This window comes from Rhizobium sp. P1_E6, assembly GCF_056405875.1.
Genome location: NZ_JBFUBG010000027.1, coordinates 1 through 23485 on the forward strand (window position 1 = coordinate 1; position 23485 = coordinate 23485).

Annotated in this window: 15 protein-coding genes and 1 pseudogene; 11 read left to right on the top strand and 5 right to left on the bottom strand. The window is 59.5% G+C overall.

Annotated elements, in window-relative coordinates; all coding sequences use genetic code 11:
• Positions 1–901: ABC transporter substrate-binding protein (locus AC1D35_RS15615; RefSeq protein ID WP_477938973.1), on the bottom strand; the 901-nt coding region annotated here is incomplete at its 3' end.
• A gap of 638 nt (positions 902–1539) precedes the next feature.
• Here AC1D35_RS15615 and AC1D35_RS15620 point away from each other — a divergent pair.
• The 5 genes and pseudogenes from AC1D35_RS15620 to AC1D35_RS15640 all read left to right on the top strand — a co-directional run.
• Positions 1540–1665, top strand: a pseudogene (locus tag AC1D35_RS15620) (glutathione S-transferase N-terminal domain-containing protein); the annotation flags it as partial.
• Positions 1666–1872: 207 nt separating this feature from the next.
• Positions 1873–2367 (top strand): GXWXG domain-containing protein, encoded by a 495-nt coding sequence (locus AC1D35_RS15625; RefSeq protein WP_477939042.1) that lies wholly within the window; start codon positions 1873–1875, stop codon positions 2365–2367.
• Positions 2368–2371: 4 nt separating this feature from the next.
• Positions 2372–2740 (top strand): c-type cytochrome, encoded by a 369-nt coding sequence (locus tag AC1D35_RS15630; RefSeq protein ID WP_113309530.1) that lies wholly within the window; start codon positions 2372–2374, stop codon positions 2738–2740.
• A gap of 186 nt (positions 2741–2926) precedes the next feature.
• On the top strand, positions 2927–3373 hold the full coding sequence (locus tag AC1D35_RS15635; RefSeq protein ID WP_113309532.1) for an SRPBCC family protein: 447 nt from the start codon (positions 2927–2929) through the stop codon (positions 3371–3373).
• A 129-nt stretch (positions 3374–3502) separates the two neighbouring features.
• Positions 3503–4561 (top strand): adenylate/guanylate cyclase domain-containing protein, encoded by a 1059-nt coding sequence (locus AC1D35_RS15640; protein WP_477938975.1) that lies wholly within the window; start codon positions 3503–3505, stop codon positions 4559–4561.
• A 63-nt stretch (positions 4562–4624) separates the two neighbouring features.
• Here the strand turns inward: AC1D35_RS15640 and AC1D35_RS15645 are convergent, their stop codons facing one another.
• The 3 genes from AC1D35_RS15645 to AC1D35_RS15655 all read right to left on the bottom strand — a co-directional run bounded on the left by AC1D35_RS15645 (position 4625) and on the right by AC1D35_RS15655 (position 15357).
• The gene (locus AC1D35_RS15645; RefSeq protein WP_477938977.1) at positions 4625–13120 is read right to left on the bottom strand and encodes a glycoside hydrolase family 94 protein; all 8496 of its coding nucleotides are present in this window, start codon (positions 13118–13120) and stop codon (positions 4625–4627) included.
• A gap of 340 nt (positions 13121–13460) precedes the next feature.
• On the bottom strand, positions 13461–14675 hold the full coding sequence (gene hmpA, locus AC1D35_RS15650; protein ID WP_477938979.1) for an NO-inducible flavohemoprotein: 1215 nt from the start codon (positions 14673–14675) through the stop codon (positions 13461–13463).
• The gene (locus tag AC1D35_RS15655) at positions 14668–15357 is read right to left on the bottom strand and encodes a TehB-like domain-containing protein (RefSeq protein WP_477938981.1); all 690 of its coding nucleotides are present in this window, start codon (positions 15355–15357) and stop codon (positions 14668–14670) included. Before AC1D35_RS15655 ends, hmpA begins: the two co-directional genes overlap by 8 nt.
• A gap of 102 nt (positions 15358–15459) precedes the next feature.
• Between AC1D35_RS15655 and AC1D35_RS15660 the strand changes: the two genes are divergently transcribed.
• Positions 15460–15879 carry an RrF2 family transcriptional regulator gene (locus tag AC1D35_RS15660; RefSeq protein ID WP_477938983.1) on the top strand — a complete coding sequence of 140 codons (420 nt, stop codon included), beginning with the start codon at positions 15460–15462 and terminating at the stop codon, positions 15877–15879.
• A gap of 29 nt (positions 15880–15908) precedes the next feature.
• On the opposite strand, the gene AC1D35_RS15665 is transcribed toward AC1D35_RS15660, so the two are convergent.
• Complete coding sequence (locus AC1D35_RS15665) at positions 15909–16928, bottom strand: LacI family DNA-binding transcriptional regulator (RefSeq protein ID WP_113296413.1); 1020 nt, start codon at positions 16926–16928, stop codon at positions 15909–15911.
• A 141-nt stretch (positions 16929–17069) separates the two neighbouring features.
• Between AC1D35_RS15665 and AC1D35_RS15670 the strand changes: the two genes are divergently transcribed.
• From AC1D35_RS15670 to AC1D35_RS15690, 5 genes are all read left to right on the top strand, one after another.
• Positions 17070–19403: a family 78 glycoside hydrolase catalytic domain gene (locus AC1D35_RS15670; RefSeq protein WP_477938984.1), complete on the top strand. Its 2334-nt coding sequence runs from the start codon at positions 17070–17072 to the stop codon at positions 19401–19403.
• Positions 19404–19471: 68 nt separating this feature from the next.
• Complete coding sequence (locus tag AC1D35_RS15675; protein ID WP_477836625.1) at positions 19472–20752, top strand: ABC transporter substrate-binding protein; 1281 nt, start codon at positions 19472–19474, stop codon at positions 20750–20752.
• Positions 20753–20815: 63 nt separating this feature from the next.
• Complete coding sequence (locus AC1D35_RS15680; RefSeq protein ID WP_477938986.1) at positions 20816–21679, top strand: carbohydrate ABC transporter permease; 864 nt, start codon at positions 20816–20818, stop codon at positions 21677–21679.
• Positions 21676–22500, top strand: a complete 825-nt coding sequence (locus AC1D35_RS15685) for a carbohydrate ABC transporter permease (RefSeq protein ID WP_113296410.1) — start codon at positions 21676–21678, stop codon at positions 22498–22500. Before AC1D35_RS15680 ends, AC1D35_RS15685 begins: the two co-directional genes overlap by 4 nt.
• Before the next feature lie 3 nt (positions 22501–22503).
• On the top strand, positions 22504–23484 hold the full coding sequence (locus AC1D35_RS15690; RefSeq protein ID WP_115037178.1) for an ATP-binding cassette domain-containing protein: 981 nt from the start codon (positions 22504–22506) through the stop codon (positions 23482–23484).
• Position 23485 lies beyond the last annotated feature (1 nt).

The following is a 23485-nucleotide window of genomic DNA, read 5'->3' on the forward strand; positions in this document are numbered from 1 at the left end:
CTTCCAGATTGCCTTCATCCTTGCTCTTGAAATTCATCTGAAACGCGACGGTTTCGGCCGGCGGCTGCCAGTAACCGTTATGGTCGGCATCCAGCGCCACGAACGTCTTGTCGATCTCGGGAATGAAGGAGCCGATCCAGTCCATGTTGCCTTCGGGCAGGATGGCGAGCATCTGATCGTTGCCGGAGATCTGCGGCAGCCTCAGGCAATCGACATGCAGCGAGGCGGCATCCCAATAGTTCGGGTTGCGGCACTGTTCGTAGACCTGCGGGGTAAAGCGGCGCACATCCGTCATCGGGCCGGATCCGACCGGCTTCTCATTCTTGAAGGCGGCAGGATCGGAAACATCTTTCCAGATATGCTCAGKCACGACGGCGAGATCGGCAAGCGTCTCCGGGAAATCGGAATTGACGGCCTTGAGCTTGATCGCCACCTCGGTCGGCGACGGCGCCTCGACGGAGGCCACGGTCTCGCCGACGCCGACCGTATCGAGTGCGGCATTCTTCAGCATCAGATCGATCGTGTATTTGACGTCGGCTGATGTCAGCGGCTGGCCGTCTGACCATTTCACGCCCGGCCGCAGTTCATAGGTGATCGACTTCATGTCATCGGAAAACTTGTAGTTCGTGGCAAGGCGCCAGACCGGCTTGCCACCGTCCTGCGCGTTGAAGATGACGAGCGGCTCATAGATGAAATCCATGGTGCTCTGCCGGCGGCCGGCAAGGTCGAAAGGATTGAAGTTCTGCACCCAGCTCGTCTGCTCTTCGATATGCATCGTCAGCACGGATTCGGCGGCTGAAGCAGCCGATACCCCAAACGCCACGACCGCTGTAAGGGCGGTCGCCGCGGCCCAACCGGCACGCGCGGAAACACTGCGGAATACGCTCTTATCCAGTCCCATTTTTACGTTCCCTTAGTTTTTATTTTTGAAGTCAATCAAATTGATTTAATCAAGCTAGCGCAAGATTTCTGATCCGGTCAATCGGGTGGAAACTAAAATTTTCGGCTTTTAGCCTCTAACTTGATTACTTCGACGCACGAGCTGACAGGTTGCCAGCCAACCGCGGGCTGCGTCGAGAATGCCAAATTGTCATACTTATTTTGCGTCGCGAAAAGTTTGGCGCAAGCGCCGTCAGTCAGACTGAATTCGTTGAAATGTGATTATTGATCCAGTCTATATTGAAGCCATGACGGCTCTTTTCATTACTATCAGCCGTCCAGCACCTGCTGGACGGCTATTCCAACGTTGGTCGACTTGGATTGGCCTCTCCAAGAACTGCAACAAAACCATGTAATCTCCTGATTTTATTATGATATACGAGGCCTACAATAGCTTCCCGAACAAGCGCAGGTAACCAGGTTTGTTATCGCCGGCATATGTTTGCTGCTGCAGCTTGACGTAACGTTCGATACCCATGACCCAATTGGATTGGAGCAGATCCTGAGTGTCCTTCGAGTTCTTGGCAGGCAATCGTCCATCAATGTTCGCAAGGTGCTTTGGACCTGCGAAGAGATCGGCATGGATTAAGTGCAGGAGGATTGGGGACAGGGTTTGCTTCCACCCGGACGCCGGAATTTCGCGCGCTCAACTCGAATGGCCTGGTGCCGGTTATCGAAAGCGATGATGGCATCTTGTGGGAATCCAACACGATCTGCCGTTATCTCGCGTCCTGGCATGGTAGCGACGATCTCCTGGCGGCCTCCCCGTGGAGGCGGGCGCCGCCAGATAAGAGCAGATATCCAGCATCGAATTTGAAGGTTTCGCTCAGAGACATCCAATCAGGTCTCGGAATCTTCGTTGGCAATCGCTACTTCTTTCCTGATGTGATTGTGGGAAAAGGTGAGCCCGTGCAAGCGGACCTGCAGAAAGATATGACGGTCTGGTTCCGGTCGCTGGCGCCCGTCAAACCCGTCGAGATGGTTGGGTTATGGCGAGGCGTCGGCATTCCAACGGGGCATCCGCTCGATGGAGTCCTCGAAAACCTGCGATGGTTCGGCAAACGTTTTCATCCCGACATGCGGGCCGACGCGCTACTCTTTCAGTGGCATCCGGGACGGCTCGTGGCCATGGACCCGCGCTTCGCCCCTATCGGGCTCGCGACCAAGCTGGCACCATTCGGACGGACCGCCCTCGCCCGGACCATGTTTTCGTCTTTTCAGAAGGCGCTCCGCGCGCGAGGCACGACAGCCGCGCTGGAGGTTCGGGCATTCGAGCAGATCGCAAGCGCCGCAATGGTCTACGACGAGCAGCCGATCGTCGACCACTTCAGACGGGTGGACGAAAATACGCTGGCTGGGATGATGTGCTTGCGCGACGACGAAAAGCGGTTCTTTTTCAAGCTCACGAAGATGGACGCGCAAGGTTAGCGCGATGTTGAGGACAATCGCATGGGCAATCACGGCAGCTTCAGTTACGGGCAACTGTTTCGCGGCGGATGCGGATCGTGGTGCGAGAATTTTCCGGGCCTGTTCTTCATGTCACACTATCGATGACACCAGAAGTACATTCGGCCCGTCTCTGAAGGGTGTCGTGGGACGGCGGGCAGCTATCAAAGACGACTATGCCTACTCTCCCGCGCTGAAGACAGCCGGCCAAGACGGCCTTGTGTGGAGCGAGCATGAACTTGCAGAATTTCTGGCAAGTCCGAGCAGAAAAATCCCTGATACAAAGATGCGTTTCTGGGGACTCTGGAGTTTCGAAATCGACGACCTTATCGCCTTCCTGAAGGCAAATCCGTAGTAGAGCAGGCGGCAGGTACATATGAGCTCTGCCGCCGCCTCCACATCGATTCTCAGGATGGGCGCCTTCCACAATTCAAACGCTGGCAACGCATGACACCCTTGCTGCGAGCGATCATCTTCCTAAAATAATGCGGGATACCGCGTCCTGCCCTCGGTCGGTGCAGATCAAACTTGGGAGAAAGCGATGCAAGAGGCCCTCGTCGTTCGCCGCGAAACGCATCTTTCTGCGCCGCCTGCTGCAGTGTTCGCCCTGCTGACGGATCCGGAAAAGATCCTCCGCTGGATGGGAACAGAGGCGGAGATCGAGCCGCAGCCTGGAGGGCTCTACCTCGTCAACGTCACTGGTGCACGTTTCGCTCGCGGCTCTTTTCGCGAAGTGGTTCCGGTTCATCGTCTGGCTTACAGCTTCGGCTGGGATGGTAGCGAGGTGGTGCCGCCGGGCTCCAGCCTGGTGGAGATCGATCTGATCGAACAGCCTGATGGAACGCTCCTGCGTCTGACGCACACTGGTTTGCCCAATGTCGAGCAATGCGCCGGCCATGCCGAGGGTTGGGCTCACTACCTTGGCCGGCTGAGCACCGTGGCGGCCGGACGCGACCCGGGACCCGATGCTTTTCATGGCAGGAAATGACCAAGCTTCTCATTTGAAAGACAAGCTGAATTCATGCGGAGGGCGATGTCTTGCCGTATAAAAAACGGGCCGGCGTGCTGCAACAGCTGCCCGGCTGACATCAGGTAAGCGCTATGGCATGATCGAGGAATGGATTTGCCCGCCCACATTGCCTGGCTGATCGATGAGGCTAGCGGCTCGTCCGGCCCCGAACACTTCATAGCCGAGCTTGGTCCCCAGTTGCTTGCCGACGGTCTGCCCCTTGTGGGCGGCGCCCTCACTCTTGCCGTTCCGCATCCGATCATTGCGCGCCGCACCTGGTTGTGGCGGGCAGAAACCGGCGCCGTCATCGAGGCGCTCGATTTTGCCGGCGGCMCACTCAACAAGGCTGCGGGCGACTGGCTTGCCGGACTTGGGCCAATACATGAAGGAAGGATCGGCCGAGACTCCGACAGCCCGATATTGGGCTGGGCCGGATCCCGTTTGTTCGATCCGACCGAGGCGGATCGGTTAAACCAGGCCGCCCGCTTTGCGGCGGCACCCCTGGCAGCTCTGACCGCACGAACGGCGCTGACAACCCTGCTGGAGGCCTATCTCGGTCGACGAAGCGCCGCACAGGTGCAGGCCGGCGCGCTCGGCCGCAGCAGTGGCGAAACCATCCGCGCCGCTTTGCTCTGCGCTGATCTACGCGATTTCACAGCCCTCTCTGAAGCAACGGAACCCTCTCTCATGATCGCCACCCTTGATGCCTGGTTCGATCGGATTGCAGGCGCAGTCCACGCTTTCGGGGGCGAGGTGCTGAAGTTCATAGGTGACGGTGTCCTGGCAATCTTTCCCGTTACCGGCACGCCTGGTGAGGCCTGCGAAGCGTCGTTACGCGCCGTCGCGGCCGCCCGTGCCGGCATGGCCCATCTTGATACCTCGCGCCAAGCGCAAGGCCTGCCACCACTTCCGTTCGGCGTGGCGCTGCATTTCGGCGAGATGCTCTGGGGCAATGTCGGTGCGGCCGACCGACTGGATTTCACCGCCATCGGCCCCGCCGTCAATCTGGTGAGCCGGCTGGAGGGGTTGTGCAAGTCCCTCGGCCACCGTGTGCTGATATCAGGCGCGCTCGCTGCGGAGATCCCCACGCAACTGATCCCCTTGGGTGAGCACCGGTTGCGCGGCATTGCCGAACCCTGCGCTGTCTTCACTCTGCCAACGGATTGAACGGCGCGGTCGCGCGCAATCGCCGGGGGCAGTGACACCAGTCAATCTGCCCCCGCAGCGTTATCATTTGGCTTCCAGCAGATATCCCTCATTCAGATCATCAAGCGCGGTGCCGTTGATCGTCACGGAGCAGCGATCCGCGTCCACCTTCGAAACGGAAACCTGATATTTTCCACTCGGCAGATCGAGCTCGGCGGAGAAGCCGTCCCATCCGGGCGGCAAGGCCGGCTTGACCTGCAGCCGGCCATTCTCCGAGCGTATGCCGAGGATGCCCTCGATTGCCACACGGTAGAGCCAGCCGGCCGAGCCAGTATACCAGCTCCAGCCGCCGCGGCCCTTGAGGGCGCCTTCACCATAGACGTCGCCGGCGACCACATAAGGCTCGATCCGATAAACATCCGCAGACGATTTATCGAGCGAATGATTGATCGGGTTCAGCATCTCGAAGGCACGCCATGCGTCTTCGGCGCGGCCCATGCGGGCGAGAGCAAGGACCGCCCAGGTGGCAGCATGGGTGTATTGGCCGCCGTTTTCGCGCACGCCGGGCGGGTAGGCTTTGATGACCCCGGGGTCGTTGACAGGCTTGACGAAGGGCGGTGTCAGCAGACGAATGAACTTGCCTTCTTCATCGACGAGCTTGTCGAGCACGGCCTTCATCGCCATTTCGCTGCGCTCGGGGTTCCCCTCGCCTGACAGCACGCTCCAGGACTGGGCGATCGAGTCGATCTTGTCCTCTTCCGACTGGCTGGAGCCGAGCGGCGCGCCGTTGTCGTAATAGCCGCGACGATAATATTCACCGTCCCAGCCGGCCGTTTCGATTGCGGCCTTGAGCTTTTCCAGATGCGCCGTCCAGAGGCCGACACGCTGGGTATCACCACGGGTTTCGGCATAGGAGATGAACTGGCGTAGCGCACCAGCCAGGAACCATCCGAGCCAGACGCTCTCCCCGCGGCCGGCCATGCCGACGCGGTCCATCTTATCGCACCAGTCACCGCTCATCATCAGCGGCAGGCCATTGACGCCGGTGCGCTTGATCGCGAGATCGAGGCCAAGAGCGGCATGCTCGTAGAGCGATGCGCTCTCATCCGAAACGCGCGGCTGAAGGAAGGCGTCGTACTGGCCGGGGCTGAGCTGCGCGCCTTCAACGAAGGGCAGCATCTCGTCCATGATCGCGCTATCGCCGGTCGCCGAGCAATACTGATCGACCGCATAAGCGAGCCAGACCGGATCGTCGGAGATGTTCGTGCGAACGCCGGCGCCGCTGTCTGCCAGCCACCAGTGCTGAAAGTCTCCTTCCGGAAACTGGCGACGGCCGGTATTGAGGATCTGCTTGCGAGCAATGTCCGGCGAGTGCAGCAGGAAAGCCAGCGAATCCTGCAGCTGGTCGCGCAGGTTCCAGGCGCCGCTCGACTGGTAGAAGGCGGTGCGGGCCATGATGCGGCAGCTATAGGTCTGATAAGGCAGCCAGCTGTTGACCATGAAGTCGAGCCGCTGGTCCGGCGTCGAAACGCGCGTCTTGCCGGTGAAGCTCTTCCAGAAATTGCGGGTCTGGCTGAGAACGTCTTCAAAGCTCACGGAGCGGATTTCGGCAATCAGCGCTGCCGCTTCCTCCTGTGAGGCAGCATCACCCATATAGAAGCAGATATCGCGCACTTCGCCTGGCTGGATCGTCAGATCGAACGCCATGGCGGCTGCCGGATCCCCGTCGAGATCCATGGCGTTGGAGAGCCGCGAGCCCGCCGAGACGGTGCGTGGCTGCTGGATCGTTCCATGGCGACCGATGAATTCGCGGCGGCTGGTAGAAACGCTCGATGGCGTTTCGCTTGCAGCAAATGCCGCGACACGCGTCCCGAAGCTTACGCTGAACGGATTGCTCGCGAAGACCGACCCACTCGCGCTGTCGAAGCTGGAGATGATGAACGGTTTGCTCTTCGTCGGGTTGTTGCCGAGGATCCATTCCGCGTAGCCATAAAGGCGCAGCTTGCGTGCCTCGCTCGCATCGTTGCGGATGCGCAGCTGCGTCAGCTTGACCGACTTCTCCATATGCAGGGTCTGCGTGACCTCCAGGGCGATTTCGTCCTGAACCGTCGAAAAGACCGAGTAGCCAAGGCCATGGCGGGCTTCGAAGCGCGTGTCGGACCGCTGAGCGAGCGACGCATAGGGCACGATGACAGAGCCACGATCGAGATCCCTCAGATAGAAGGCCTCGCCCGGTCTGTTGGCGACCATATCGTTCGTCCACGGGGTCAGCTGATGGTCGCGGGAGTTCTGGCTCCAGGTGAAGGCAGAACCTTCCGCCGAGACATGGAAGCCGAAGCTGTCATTGGCCATGATGTTGACCCACGGATGCGGCGTCTGCTCGCCGCCCGACAGGCGTACGACATATTCGCTGCCATCGGCTGCAAAGCCGCCATAGCCGTTCCAGAACGCAAGATCGCCGCCGTCAGCCGGTTCTGGCGAGGCTACGCCGCGGAGCGTCCTCGGCACGAGGGTGGAATCACCCCACTGACCGAGCAGTGCGGGCGAACCGGCAACGGAGCGGGCCCGCTGCAACTGGTCGATGAGGCTGCCGTCGCGCCCGCGCAGAACGACGCGCGAGGCGGCGATGATGGCGTCATAGGCTTCGGGCGTCGTCAGATCCTTGCGCAGCACATAGATGTTGCGCTGGATACCGGCGATTTCGCTGGCGTGACGCGCCGCATCGCAGAGCTGGTCGATCGTGCGCTGCATCTCAGAGGCCGCCTCGCCGGCGCGCTCGTTGAAGATAACGAGATCGACTTCGACGCCGCGCGACTGCAGGAGACCCTGTGCCCGCAGCAACTCCTTGACGAGATCGGTACCGAGCTCATCAGTGATGCGCAGCGTCATCAGCGGCGCATCGCCGGACAGGGTCGCGCCCCAAAGCACAGACTGGGACTTCAGACCTTCGCGAACCGCCTTGCTGTCGGCACGCAGAGCCATATCGGGATAGATGATATAGCGCGAAAACCGCTGGTAGGCTGCTGCTTCCTTCGAGTTGACGCCGATCTGGCGCAGCTGGCTCTGTGTTCTCGTCCAGGCTTGAACGAGGCCCTGGGCAAAGCTTTCCGGCTGGCGATAGTGTTCCAGCGCCGCCTCAAGTTCAGAGCGTTCAGCAGCCGCAACGGTCCAGAAAGTCACGCTGACTTTTTCACCGGCCGGCACGCGTAGCGTACGGCGCAACGACACGCAGGCATCCATGGTGAAGCCGTCGGTGCCTGACAGCTTGGCGTCCGCGTCGAAGGCGGCAGCTTCGGTCAGGGTGCGCCCACGGCCGAGGAAGCGCATGCGGTCGGTTTCGTATTGCGTCTGGCCGTTCTCACCAGACGTATCGACGATGAGCTGCGCGATGGCGACATCGGGATCGGTCAGGCCGCGCTTCTGGCGTTCCACGAAGATTGCGTCACCGGCAGCGGCAATCTCCGTCTTCAGGAACATACGGGCAAAGACCGGGTGTCCTGTATCGACGACATCGAGTGTCGCGACCGGCTCCATATAGGAGGTCACTTCGATGACGCGGTCTTCTGTGCCAGTATTGGTTATCGTCAGGCGGCGGCCTTCCGCATCGTGATCGCTGGCGACGAAGACTTCCATCTCGCTTGTCAACTCGCCGACGGTCTTGATGAATTCCGCCTTGTCGTCGCTGAAGCTGACGCGGACATGCTCGTTGGCAATCGAGCGCGGCTCGGCCGTCGCAGACCACCATTCGTTGGATTCTGTATCCCGCAGGAAGATGAAGGAGCCCCAGCGGTCTTCGGTCGGGTCAGCCCGCCACCGGTTGACGGAGAGGTTTTTCCAGCGGCTGTAGCCGGAGCCGGTCGCCGTCAGCATGGTCGAATAACGGCCGTTGGACAGCAGCAGCAATTCGCGCTCGCGCGATGCCGGATCTTCCAGGCGTCGCACTTCCGGACGCATGAGATCGCCCTGGATGGTCGCCGGCGCATCGGTTTCGTGCTTGGCCGCCATAACTGGAATGTCACGAGGCGCCTTTTCCTGCAGCAGCAATTCGGCTGCCTCGATCACAGGATCGGCGTGGAAGAGTTCGCGCAGCATGCCGTCGAAAGCGACGTTGGCGACGGCAGCGATCGACATGCCGTGATGGTGCGCATAGTAGTTGTAGACCACGGAGCACTGCTTGCCTTCGGGCACACGGCTCGGCGTGAAATCGACGGCATCATGGAAACCGTACATGCCGAGCGCACCAAGGGTCCGCAGCCTGTTGAGGTTTTCGAGGGCGGCGACCGGGTTGTACTGGCTTGCCAGCAACGAGGCATAGGGCGCGATGACGGCGTTCTGGCCGAGGCCACGCTTCAGGCCAAGCGTCGGGACGCCGAAATTGCTGTACAGATAGTTCATCTGGTGGTCGCGGGCGTTGAAGGCCGCTTCCGAAATGCCCCAGGGCGTGCCGAGGCTGCGGGCATAGTTCATCTGCTCGAGAACGATCAGATTATTGGTCTGGTTGAGGATGCCTCCGCTGCGCTCCTGCATGACGAGTGGCGGCATCAGATATTCGAACATCGAACCGGACCAGGAAACCAGAGCGCCGCGCGGACCGACCGGGACGACATGGCGGCCGAGCTTGTACCAATGCTCTGTCGGCAGGTCGCCCTTGGCGACGGAAAACAGGCTGGTCAGACGTGCCTCCGAGGCAAGCAGGTCATAGCACGCCGCATCGACTTCTTCCGTCTCCACGCGGAAGCCGATCGACAGCAGCCGGCGCTCGGGGCGGTAGAGGAAGCCGAAGTCCATGTCGAAAGCGATCTCGCGGGCGCGACTGCCGACGCGGATCAGCCTCTCGCTGATGGCATGCACCTGCGAGGGATCGAAGGCCTTGTCGGTCAGATGAAGCTCGCAGGTTTCCACGAGCTTTTCGGCCCAGTGGACGATCTCGTCGCTTTGCGCTGTCTTCACCTCTCGGTCGAGGCTGCCGGCAAGTTCGCGGATTTCCCGCGCCTGTCCGGCAAATCGCTCAATCAGGCCCGAGGAGAATTCTTTCTCCCGCTTGCCTGTGGAAACCGCCGTCTCGAGATCGGCGATCCGGCCATCAAGCCGATCGTGGAGAGAGCGGACCGATTTATTCTCTTCCCTGAGATCACCGAGCACCTCGCGAAGAATGGCCGCGACATCGCCGATGCCATCGAGGTCGGTGTGAACCTGTGTAAGGGGAGACTGGGCCCAGATCCGGCATGCCGACGATACGGCAATCAGATGACCGGCAAAATTGCCACTGTCGACTGATGACACATATCGGCGGCCGAGCGGCTTCAGCGTATCGGTGTGGTACCAGTTGAAGAGATGGCCGCGATACTTCTCGAGCCTGTCGACTGTCTCGATCGTCTGCTCGATGCGCTTGATCGCATCTTCAAAGGAAATCCAGCCGAAACGGCGTGCCGAAATCACCGACAGCAGATAGACGCCGATATTGGTCGGCGAGGTGCGCATGGCGACAACGGCATGCGGCGTCTGCTGGACATTGTCAGGCGGCAAGTAGTGCTGGCCGGGAACCACGAAGTGATCGAAATAGCGCCAGGTGCGCCTTGCGATCTTGCGAAGCTCGTTGCGGACATTGTCAGGCACATCGAGCCTGTCTTCGGTTTCTGCCGTCTGGCTGACCGTCCAGGCGATGGCCGGCGACAGGACCCAGAGGATGACGAAGGGAAGGCCGACCACCCAAGCGCTGTCGCCTGAGGAAATGGTAAAGAGCAGCGCCAGAATGGCCAGCACCGGTGCCCGCCACATGACCTTGTAATGACCGAGGATCGTCGTCTGCGCCATAGCCTGCGCACTTGCGGCAGTGCGCCACTGCAGCATCAACTTGCGGCTGACGAAGAGGCGGTAGAGCGAGCGGATGATGGCGTCGGCCATGACGCAGGCAGTGTCGGCGATGAAGACGATGCGCATCGCCACCTGGGCGTTGGCATTCTCGATATCTTTCCAGACGGTATGCAGATGGGCCTGAAGAATGATGTCGCTCGTGCGCGGGATGATGCCGTTGATCAGCGACAAGGTCGGCGCAACGAACAGGCTGAAGATCAGCAGGATCTGCCAGATGAGTGCGCCGAGCGGGTCCATCCAGTACCAGCCCATCACGGATGCCAGGAACCAGGCGATCGGCGTCAGCGACCGGCGTAGATTGTCGAACATCTTCCAGCCGCCGAGCGCAGTGACGCCGCGGCGGTCATCAAAGATGTAGGGCAGAAGCTGCCAGTCGCCCCGCGCCCAGCGATGCTGACGCGAGACTTCCACTTCGTAGCGGATCGGAAAGTCCTCGACGAGCTCGCAGTCTGTTACCAGTGCGCAGCGCGCCATCGAACCTTCGAGCAGGTCATGGCTGAGAACCGAGTTTTCCTTGATTCGGCCCTTGAGCGACGCTTCGAAGGCATCGACGTGATAGAGACCTTTGCCGGTGAAGGTGCCTTCGCCGGTGATGTCCTGATAGACGTCGGAGACGGCAAAAACATAGGGGTCTAGGCCGCGATTGACAGAGAAGACGCGCTGGAAGGTCGAAGCATCCTTGCCTGTCGTGAGCGACGGCGTCACGCGGGGCTGAAGCACGCCGTAGCCATCGACGACACGTTGCTTCTTGGCGTCGAATACCGGGCGATTGATCGGGTGATGCAGTTTGCCGACAAGCTTGGTCACGGTGTCACGGACGACCCGCGTGTCGCTGTCAAGCGTCATGACATATTTCACATCCTGCGGCACGCGATCGGCACCGGGCAGGAAGCTCGTGTTCGGTGCGCCGCGCAACAGCATGTTGAGCTCGTGCAGCTTGCCGCGCTTTCGCTCCCAGCCCATCCAGGCGCCTTCGCCCGGATTATATTGACGGCGACGATGCAGCAGATAGAAGCGCTGCTTGCTCTCCTCGGCATAACGTGCCTCCAGATTGGCAATCTTGCTCAGCGCATAGTCGAGCACTTCGAGATCGCGGTCGCTCTGCTCCTCCTGCGCGTCCGGCCAGTCGCTCAAAAGCGCGTAATAGATCTCGCCGCGGGCATTGGCGAGATAATGGACCTCGAGATTGCGGACGAGTTCATCGACATGCTCGCGCTTGCCGATCAGGCAGGGGATGGTGACAAGTGTGCGAGCGTCCGCCGGCAGGCCCTTCTTGAATTCGTAACCGACCAGACGATCGGGCGTGATGAAGAAGGTAGCGAAGAAGTTGAAGAGACCTGTCGCGCCTTCGGATGCCGGAAGCGCAAACATCAGCAGCAGAACGATCATCGCAAAAAGCGGCATGCCGGCATCGACGAAAATCGCATCGGTGATGACCAGCGCCAGCAGCGTCAGCAGCAGAACCGGCACGGCGATCGCCAGCCAGTTCAGCTTGCGGATCGCGCGCATGAAGCGCAGGCCAAGCGTTGGCCGGAAACCGATCTCGGCCTCCAGCGCCCGTCGCCCGTTGCCGACGAAATAATAGCCGACATTGCCCGCCGAAGAGGAGGGATCCTGGCTTTCTGCTTTCGCGCGATCGGCCAGACGCACGGCCGCCTCGGCAATATCCATTTCCGTCTTGTCGGAGCGCTTGGCAAGCTTCTCGATCTGGCGGCGATAGCTGTTGCGGGATCCGGAATCAAGCTCGGCATAATCCGTCTGCTGCCAGAGCAACTTGTCGATCGTGCTGACTTCTTCGACCCATTCGGACCAGTCGGTATCGTTGATCTCGCGCAGGCTCTTGATGATGCTGCCCATCAGCGTGTTGGCCGCGCCAAGACGCACCTGCTCGGCCGACATCACCGCTTCGGCATCGGTCCCCTTTGCCGCGAGTTTCGCCTCGAGCCAGCTGAGCGCAGCTTCGGTTGGCTCCAGCGCGTTGCGCAGGCGATAATGTAGCTGGGTGACGAAGGTCGTATCGTCGAGATTGGCGACAAGGGTCTCCAGGAAGCCGGCGGACCCTGCATCACCGAGCGCTATCGCCTGGGTCGCGGCTGCATTGGCGCTGGTGCGCATTTCACGACTCTTGTCGACGCGCGTCGCAACATGGCGAAGATTGTCGATCAGCACGTAGCGGACGAGCGAGGGCAGCGCCCAGAGTTCGCCGATGCGTAGCGTCTCATTGTCCTGGAAGCCTTCCGTGACCGCCGCCATGCCGGCATTGCTGATATTGCTATGCGCATGCGCCATGTAGAGCCAGGCAAGCGCCAGCGTGCGCGGCACTTCCGTTCCGTCGAGCTTGATCTTGCGCAATTCGCGATAGAATTTTTTCGGAAAGTCACGGCGGACTTCCTGGATGGCTTCCTCGACGATGTAGTGGTTGTCGAGCAGCCATTCGGTCGCCGGCGTGATGCTTTCTCCCGCATCGACATCCTTTGCAGCAGCGCGATAGGCCCTCAGAATCTCGCCTTCGTTCTCCCGGTGCCGCTGGAAGAAGTCGAAATTCTTGAAACTCGTCACATCAAGCGCGCGGCTTTCCGCAAACTGCGCCGCCTTTACCCTCAGCTGATMATTCGACAGGAGAGCGGCGCGGATGCCGAAATCGGGATCAGCGGCGGTTGCATGAACATTCGCGCCCGAAGCGCCCGTAATATTTTGAGAGGACATAGCGTTTTCTCTTCTACTGGGTTCGTGTCCGGCCGATGCATTCTTGCGGAACTGGATGCGAGAAGGGGCACGAGCGTTTCGAATTGGGCATTTTCATTGCTTTGAGCGGGAGTTTACATTCAAAATTGGATTGTTCGAAATGGCGGATAGTGGTCAATAGCGGCGGCAAAATGAACGGGCGATTAATCGAACCATTGGCCGGATAAAATCAGTCCCTTAACGCTATGCCGACGCTTCCATCGCCGTCTCTGAAAATGCAATCGACCAGGCGGTGCCATGGTGGCTCCGCCTGGTCGATTATCTGTTCGTGCTGTGGATTAAGACTATCCGCCGGACGCTTTCAGGCCGCCAGCAATTCATCCGCCGGGCCGAAGAATTCATAATGGATTCGGTCACTGGAAACGCCAAGCGTGCGCAGATCACTGACCACCGACCGCAAGAATGGTTTCGGGCCGCAAATATAGAAATTTGCCGTTTCGATCGGCGTGTTTGCTTCCAACCACCCTCCGGTGATGAAGCCATCCTCGTCATGAGAAAAGCCGGCAACATCTCTGGCGGCGGGCTCGCTGTAGAAGGTGCTTACCGATACCCGGCCGTGCCGCTGGGCAAGCGAACGGACATGCTTGTCCATCGCATGCGTCGAGCTGTTCATTGCTCCGTGAACGAAATGGGCTTCGACGTCAGGATAATCGGCTGCGATTGCTTCCAGCATGCTGACCATCGGCGTGAGGCCCACGCCGCCTGAAAGCAGAATCATTTCGCTGGTCGGCTCTTCAGGCAGGTAGAAGTCTCCGGCGGGCGGCGTGACCTTCAACACCGTTCCGACCTCGACGTGATCGTGCAGATAGCGCGAGGCGCCCTTGCCGTTCTCTTCCCGCTTGACCGAGATGCGATAGAAGTCCTGATTTGGTCCGGACGAGATCGAATAGTTCCGCTTCATCTGGCTGCCATCGGGCAGGCTGAGATCGAAGGTCAGATACTGGCCGGCTCGATGAAGCGCAACGCCTTTGCCGTCGACCGGACGCAAGACGAACGATGTCACCACATCGCTTTCCTTGATTTTTTCGTCAACCCTGAATTCGCGCCAGCCGTTCCAGCCCCCTGCCCGCATTTCAAGCTCGGCTCGTATCTGTTCCTCTCTTTCGATCAGGGTGTCGGCAAGGTACCAGTATGCTTCTCCCCAGGCATTGATCAGTTCCTCGGATACCGCCTCACCCAATACCTCGCGGATTGCCGCCAGCAGCGATTTGGCGACGTGAGGATAATGTTCGGAGAGGATATGAAAACCGATGTGCTTATGCGCGATCCTTTCGATGACGGGCAAAAGAGGCGCGAGGTTATCGATGTTCTGGGCATAACCGACGATTGCCGCCGCCAGCGCGTGTACCTGAGAGCCGTTCTCACCGTGATTGGCCTGATTGAAGAGCGCCTTGATATGCTCGTCCTTGAAGAGCAGCCCGTACATTGTCTTCGTTATGTCACTCGCATGAACGGCAACCGCCGGAGCGCTCTGCTTCACCAGTTCGATGGTGCGTGCTGAAAGTGGTTTAGGCATGTTCTTTCCTTTCAATGCTATTAACGTGGAGAGGATCGCGATCGAAGAATTCGATCTGGAATTGAACCGGGCCATGGAGCTCAAGGTGATGCTCCACTTCCGGCAGGACCCGGCCGATGCGATCGGGATTTAATGGGCTCACCGTCCGCCCTGTCACCAGGCGCATGCTGCCCGTCAAAACGCGGATGAGTGCCCAGGCGCCGGATTTGACCCGATGGCTTTCGAGAAGTGCCGTTGGCACAGTGGTTTCGTCGAAGATCTTTGTCGTCTTGTATGGCTTCAATACCGTCCGCGCGGGTTTTTCGGCCCGCAGCTCAAGCATCTCCCCTGTCAGGGCCAGGTTCAGCCGCGAAGCTATTCGCCCTGCCTTGATCTGCATTTCCTGAGCGACCGCGAGTGGCAGCATCTCGTCCGTCGTCTCGCGCCATAGCGCAAGCCAGCGTTCAAACATTGGGGGCTCTATCCTGTCCGCATGGATCAGGTGCATCGCGACCGGATTGCCCTTGTATTTGCCAGTCGTGAGCATCAGCGAAGACCAGAATTCGGTCAGTCGCTGCAAATGCTCCGGCCAATCCGTCACCACGACGAAAATCGGACCAAGCAGCGAATCGCCCCGGACTTTCTCGTAGAACCGTTCCAGCACCGGCAGAATCTGGCTTTCTTCCAACTTGGTCGCGTCCATCGCGCCACTCCATAATCATGCATCTGGAATGCATGTATACGTAGCCAGTAAAAGATGCTATCCAAATGCATCATTTATTTTGGGCGTTTTGACGCAGGTGCCATGAAGCTCACCCGGTATACGGACTATGCGATCCGCGTGATGATCTACCTCGGATCACACGAGGGAGAAATCCGCTCCATCAAGGAGGTCGCCGACGCCTATGAAATCTCCCAGAACCATCTGATGAAGGTAGTTCAGGATCTGGCGAAAGCCGGTTTTTTGGAATCGATCCGGGGCAGAAATGGCGGAATCCGACTGGGCCGCCCGGCAACCTCCATCAATCTCGGTCGTCTGCTCAGACATACCGAGGGCCTGGACGACATTCTCGAATGCTCTTCCTGTTCCATCAGGGCCGGATGCGGCATGCCGTCAGTTTTGAGAGAGGCGACGGCCGCTTTCGTCGGTGTCTTCGATCGGTACAGCGTCGCCGATATCATAGAACGGAAAGACGTGCTGAGAACGCTCTTTGCCGCCGCATAGGCCACGGCCTGCCAAAAGGCCGTCAGCTCTCAGGTGCTTCCGCGCATCTTGACGTGCGGCTCGATCAGCAGATGACGAGCCTCTCCGCGGCCATCAATCCTGCCGAGTAGCGTCTCCGCCGCCGTTCTTCCAAGTGCAGCGGCGTTCTGGTCCACGCTGGTCAGACCGACGAGCGGTATGGCCGCTACCGGCGAATTGTCGTAGCCGATGATGGCAAGATCTTCCGGAACCCTTACGCCGCTCATGCGCGCGGCATTGATGAGCGGTACGGCATCGAGATCGGACCAGACGAAGACCGCGCGGGGTCGGTCCTTCAAGGCCAGAAAATCATTGATTGCTGCCCCACGGTCAGCACCTACCGATGGCAGCCGGATGATGCGGCCTTCCAGGCCCGCCGCCTTCATGCCGTCTAGATAGCCCTTCTCGCGCTGAACGGCGACGATGGTCGGCGGCGAATCGGCAAGCTCGTAGCCGAGCATTGCGATGTCCCTGTAGCCGCACTGCAAGGCGGTCTCGACCGCCAGACAGGCGCCTCCATGGTCATCGGAATTGACGGTGTCGTAAGTCTGGGCATGCGGCTCGTGATGGGCGATCACCACGATCGGAATTTGTCGCGCATAGAGCTCAAGGATCTTGCCCGGTATTCGCGGGGCGATGATCAACACGCCATCCATGCGGTTATCGATCATCGATTCGATCATCGATGCCTCGATCGAGCTCGCGGAACGGCCGATCCCGATCAGCGCCTTGAAGCTGCTCTCGGCCAAGGTCGCATTGGCTTCCTCGATGACACCCGCAAGGAATGGGTTCGACAATTCGATGACCAGCACACCGACCGTCTGGGTGCGGCCGCGCATGGCGCGAGCAGCGACAGAGGGCCGGTAATTGAGCTTCTCGATTGAGGTCTCGACCTTTGTCCGCAAGATTTCGCTGACACCATAGGCGTTGCGAAGAACCTTCGATACCGCAGCGACGGAGACGCCGGCATCTTGTGCCACGTCACGGATCGTTATCCTGTCTCTCGTCGCGTTAACGGACTGATTTTTCATTCCAAATTGCCTCACTCTCAAGTGTCGTGAAATTATAGGCACAAAACCTCTTGCGCAGCAATCGATAGTGTAGAATGATATACATAGAACGATACACACGGAGCAACCGCTGGAGGAATTGGCGGTTGAGGGAGGTTCTAAATGAAGACTGTTTCGGCCCACGGAATCGCCGGGGAAGATGGCCTTGCCGGTTCTGCTTTCCAATTTACGGCATCGATGATCGGCCCCTCCTGTGACGGCGGCCAGGCAAGCGCAGGCACATTCGTGTCGCGCGAATTCGCGCTCGATGCCGTTCCAGCCGAAGCAACGCTGCGCATCTCGGCACTCGGCCTCTACCGCGCCTTTATCAATGGCAAGCGCGTTGGCAGCGACCTCCTGACGCCGGGCTGGACCTGCTATGATGACCGGATCGCCTATCAGACCTATGACGTGGCGAAGCTCCTCCAGTCCGGTAACAATCGTATCGAAATCTGGCTGGGTGACGGCTGGTATCGCAGCCAGCTCATGTGGGCTTCCAATCCGATCATCAATTGCTGGGGCGACCGGACGGCCGCGATCGCAGAATTGCGCTCCGGCGGCGAAACACTCCTGAAGACGGATGATAGCTGGAAGAGCGGCTTCACCCCCGTTGTCCGCAACGGGATCTATTATGGCGAAGATTATGACGCCCGCATCCGCCCGCAGGACAGCGACGGCGTCGATGTCCTCTCCTTTGACAAGGCTTTGCTGGTTCCGCATGAGACCGGCGCGGTCAAGGAACTGAACGAACGCTCCCCCATCGATAGCTGGACGGAAGCCGATGGCCGAACTGTCTATGATTTCGGGCAGAACGCAGGCGCTTATATAAGACTGCGCCTCAAGGGTGCTGCCGGTGCGCAGGTGCGCGTCGAGCATTCCGAAGTGCTCGGCCCCGCCCGCTTCTTCGACAACCGCAATTATCGTAGCGCGCGCGCCGAGCTGATCTATACRCTGTCTGGACAGGCCGAAGAGGAATATGCGCCGCTCTTCACCTTCATGGGCTTCCGCTATGCGCGCATTACCGTGACCGGCCAAGCCGCGCTGCTCGCCGTCACGATGGTGCCGGTGACGTCGGTGCCAACAAGTGCCGGCGGCTTCACGTCCGGTGTTGCCGCTGTCAATCAGCTCGTCGACAATACCATCTGGTCGCAGCGCTCCAACTTCATCGAAGTACCGACAGATTGCCCGCAACGCGATGAGCGCCTCGGCTGGACAGGCGACGCCCAGGTCTTTGCCGGAACGGCTTGCTGGCTTGCCGATAGCGAAACCTTCCTCAAGAAGTACCTTCGCGACGTGATCCATGACCAGCGTACCGATGGTGCAGTCCCGCATTTTTCGCCTGATCCGACACGATTGCACCCGATCGACGAGCGCGGCGATTGGGCAGGCTCAACTGGCTGGGGTGATGCGATCACCATCATTCCTTGGCAGCTTTACCTGCATTACGGCGACAGCGCCGTATTGGTAGAATGCTTCCCCGCAATGCTGCGTTGGCTCGATTACCTCTGGAGCATCTCCGATGGACCGATCATCCGTCCACCGGCTGTCTGGGGCGCGCACGGTTTCACCTTCGGCGACTGGCTGCAACCGGTCGGGGACAACAGGAAACCGCGCCCGACCGTAGCAGACGATTGCGCCGCGACCCTGTATCATTTCATTTCCACCCAGCTGACGGCAAAGATCGCGCGCATTCTGGGTGAGAGTGTCGAAGCGACAAGGCTCGACAAGCGCGCTGATGAAATCAAGGCGGCGTTCAAGCACGAATTCTTCTCGCCCTCGGGCCGTATTGCCCATAACGACCAGACGTCCTGGTCTTTGGCGTTTCTCTACGGCCTCGTCCCACCGGAGTATGAACCGGCTGCCCGCGACTATTTCCGCAGGGTCGCGGAAGAGACAGACGGCGTTATCGGCACAGGCTTCATCGGCACCCCTGCCCTGCTGCCGGCGCTGACCCGGCTCGGCATGTTGGACCTTGCCGAAAAGATGTTCCTGAACCGGAAGGTTCCCGGATGGCTGTATCAGGTCGAGCGCGGCGCGACGTCGATCTGGGAACGATGGGATGCGCTTGCCGAGGATGGCACGATCTATGATCCCGATATGAACAGCTACAACCACTATGCCTATGGCGCCGTATGCCAATGGCTCTTCGAAGATGTTGCCGGGATCAAACCGCTGGAAGACAGGCCCGGCTTTGAGGAAGTCGCCTTCGATCCTGCGATCCTGCCTGCTCTCTCGCCGGTTTCGGCCTGGCACGACACGCGCTATGGTCGTATCGAGGCTGGATGGACTCTGGAGGAGGGAACCGTCACATGCCGCCTCGTACTGCCACAGGGCGTGACGGCACGTCTGCAGGGCAGAGGCGACCGCAAGTCGCTGACGGCAGACGGCGCCCGGATCGAGCAAGGTGAGGAGACCAGGCTCGGTGCGGGAGAACATACGATTACATTTTTCATCTGATGCGTTTGCCCGCGGATTTCGATCCGCGGGCAAACAGCCCAACGCATTCCGGTCTTCAAGAGGAGGAAATGACTATGCGAATGACGAAGTGCAGCATCCTTGCAGCCAGCATCATGGCTCTTGCCGCTGGAGTGGCACATGCGGATGTGACCCTCAGCGTGCTGATCGATACCAATCTGGAGACGATTGCCTCGTTCGATGCCGTTTCCAAAGCCTATATGGAAAAGCATCCGGACGTCACCTTTGACGTTGAACAGCGCGCCGGAGGCTCGGAGGGCGACAACATCATCAAGACCCGGCTCGCCACGGGCGAAATGGCCGATATCTTCCTGTATAACGGCGGCTCGCTTTTCCAGGCCTTGAAGCCGGAGGAGACGATCGCAGATCTTTCCGACCTTCCGTCAGAAGCCGGCATTCTCGAGAGCTTCAAGAAGGTCGTCACCAGCCCGGATGGCCGTGTTCGCGGCCTGCCTTTCGGTCCTGCCATGGGCGGCGGCATCCTCTACAACAGAAAGATCTACGCTGATCTCGGCCTCACCCCGCCAAAGACCTGGGCGGAATTCATGAGCAACAACGAGAAGATCAAGGCAGCCGGCAAGGTTGCCGTGGCGCAGACCTACGGCACGACCTGGACCTCTCAGCTCTTCGTGCTGGCCGACTTCTATAACGTTCAGGCCGAGGTGCCGAACTTCGCCGACGACTATACTGCCAACAAGGTCAAATATGCCAATACGCCGGCAGCGCTCCGTGGCTTCGAACATCTTGAGGAAGTTGCAAAGGGCGGGTACTTCAATGCGGACTTCGGTGCGGCGACTTTTGACGACGGCATGCGCATGGTCGCCACGGGCGAAGCCGCGCACTATCCGAACCTCACCTTCGGCATCGGTAACATCCAGCAGAATTTTCCTGATAACCTTAAGGATCTGGGCTTTTTTGCCCAACCTGGAACGGACGCTGCCAAGAACGGCCTGACCGTTTGGATGCCCTCTGCGCTCTATGCTTCAGCAAAGTCCGAAAACCTGGAAGAGGCAAAGAAATTCCTCGATTTCGTCGGCTCCAAGGAAGCGTGCGACCTGATGGCAAAGGCCGTTCCGTCAGGTCCCTATCTCGTCAAGGGATGCGAACTGCCGAAGGACATTCCGCCTGTTGTTTCCGACATGCTGCCTTATTTCGAAACCGAAGGCCGCAACGGTCCGGCGCTCGAATTTCTCTCACCCGTCAAGGGACCGGCGCTTGAGCAGATCACCGTCGAGGTCGGAACCGGTATACGCTCGGCCAAGGACGCAGCCGCCCTTTACGACCAGGATGTCGAGAAGCAGGCCAAGCAGCTTGGCCTGCCGAACTGGTAACCTCCCAGTCGATCACCCCACCCAGCCTTATCGGCTCGGGTGGGGACGTTTCACGGTGTCCGTATGATAACACGCAAGTCGCCCTATCCCTACTGGTTCGTCCTGCCGGCGGCGGTGGTATTCACCGTCCTCTTCCTGGCTCCGACAGTTGCCTCTTTCTGGTTTAGCCTCACGCGCTGGGACCTATTCACGACGCAATTCATTGGCCTGGAAAACTACCGCCAGTTCTTCCGCGAACCCTTCCTGATCCAGGGTCTGRTCAATACAGTCATCTACGCGGTGCTGACCTCCGGCACCAAAACCGTTCTCGGTCTCCTGCTGGCGGTGCTCTTGACCTCCGGCCTGTGGGGACAGGGCTTGCTTCGGACCGTGATCTTCTTTCCGGTTCTCGTCTCGACGATCGGTGTCGGCATCACATTCGCGGTGCTCATGCATCCGACACGCGGTCTGATCAACGTGGCGCTCGCCGCCATCGGGATCCACGGTCCCGGCTGGCTGACCGACCCTGGCCTGGCGCTCTATTCCATTATCTTTGTCGATCTCTGGAAGGGGATCGGGCTTGCCACCGTGATCTATATCGCCGGGCTCGCGTCGATCAGCCCCGACTATTATGAGGCGGCCCGCATCGATGGCGCGACCCGCACCCAGATGTTCTTCCGCGTCACCGTCCCGCTGGTCAGGCCTGCGACGGTGACGGTCGTGACGCTCTCGCTGATCGGTGGCCTCAGAAGCTTCGACCTGATCTGGGCGATGACGCGCGGCGGTCCCGGCTTTTCCTCGGATGTGCTCGCAAGCGTCATCTACAAGCAGTATCAGGCGGGCTTCTACGGCCTGTCGACCGCCGGCAACGTGATCCTCTTCCTGCTCATTGGTCTCATCGTCCTGCCGCTGACAGCCTGGTTCAATCGCAAGGAGGTGGATCTGTGAACCGCCGCCAGCTCTATACCGGGATTGCGGCATTGGCCGCCTGCGGCGTGATCTTCGTGCTGCCCTTCCTCTTCATCTTCATCACCGCCGCCAAGACGAAACAGGATGCGGCAACGCTACGATTCAGCTGGCCAGTCGAGTGGCAGCTCTGGCAGAATTTCATGGAGGTCGTGCAGACCCGCAACTACATGCTGCTGCTCGCCTACTTCAATTCGACCGTCATCACGGTGGCTGCCGTCACGTTGCTGGTGCTGTTCGGTGCTATGGTCGGTTATGTCTTGCAGCGCCGTCCTTCACGCTGGAACACCGTCATCTATGGCTGTGTGCTCGCCGGCTTGATGATCCCTCCCGCCATTGTTCCGACCATCTGGGTTCTACAATTGCTCGGCCTTTTCAAGACGCTGTCGGGCATGGTGCTCATCCAGGTCGCCTATGGTCTTGGTTTCACGGTTCTCCTGTTTCGAAGCTTCATCGCAACCATCCCGCGGGATCTCGACGAGGCTGCTATCATCGACGGGGCAAAGCCGTTCCAGATCTTCTTTCGCGTTATCCTGCCGCTTTTAAAGCCGGTCACCGTGACTGTTATCGTCGTCCAGTCCATCGCCATCTTCAACGATTTTACCAACCCGCTCTACTATCTGCCGGGCCGGGAGAACGTCACGGTGCAGCTGACACTCTATAACTTCCAGGGGCAATTCCAGACCCAGTTCAACCTGCTGTTCATGAACATCCTGCTGGTGACCATTCCGCCCCTGATCGTCTTCATCTTCTTCAACCGGCAGATCGTTGCAGGCATGACCGCCGGTGCAGTCAAGGGATAAGCCATGACATCAGTTGTTCTCGAAAGTGTCCGCAAGAGCTTCGGCAGCCTGGAGGTGATGAAAGGCGTCGATCTGACGGTCGATGCGGGTGAATTCTGCGTCTTCGTCGGTCCATCCGGCTGTGGGAAATCGACCCTGCTGCGCATCATCTCCGGGCTGGAGACGCAGACCTCGGGCAAGGTATTCATCGACAGCAAGGACGTCACTTATGCTGAACCATCCGAGCGTGGGATTGCCATGGTCTTTCAATCCTATGCGCTCTATCCGCATCTCACCGTCGCAGAAAATATCGGCTTCGGCCTGTCGCTTGCCAAGCGGCCCAAGGCGGAAATCGCCGAAAGGGTGAGGCAGACTGCCGATGTGCTGCAGCTTTCGCATCTGCTGGATCGCAAGCCGAAAGCGCTGTCCGGCGGTCAACGGCAGCGCGTCGCGATCGGGCGGGCGATTATCCGCAATCCAAAGGTCTTCCTGTTCGATGAGCCGCTGTCGAACCTCGATGCATCGCTGCGCGCGCAAATGCGGATCGAACTGACCGAGCTTCACGCCAAGCTCGGCGCCACGATGATCTATGTCACCCATGACCAGGTCGAAGCGATGACGATGGCCGACAAGATCGTCGTCTTGAACGGCGGACAGATCGAGCAGGTCGGAACGCCGATGGCGCTCTACAACAATCCGGCGAGCCCCTTCGTCGCAGGCTTCATCGGCTCGCCGAAAATGAACCTGTTTGAAGGAGAGATCGCGGCAAAGGAAGGATGCCGGACCTATGGCATCCGGCCCGAACATATTTCGCTCTCGTCAACCGAAGGAAAATGGCAAGGAAAAGTGCGCCATATCGAACGGCTCGGCGCAGACACGGTGGTCTATCTCGATGTGCCGGAACTGCAGACCCTTGTCGTGCGCACGGATGGCGACCGGCCGGTGACAATAGGTGAGACGCAGTTCGCCTCTCCGCTGCCCGCTAAAGAACACAGGTTCCCGTAAT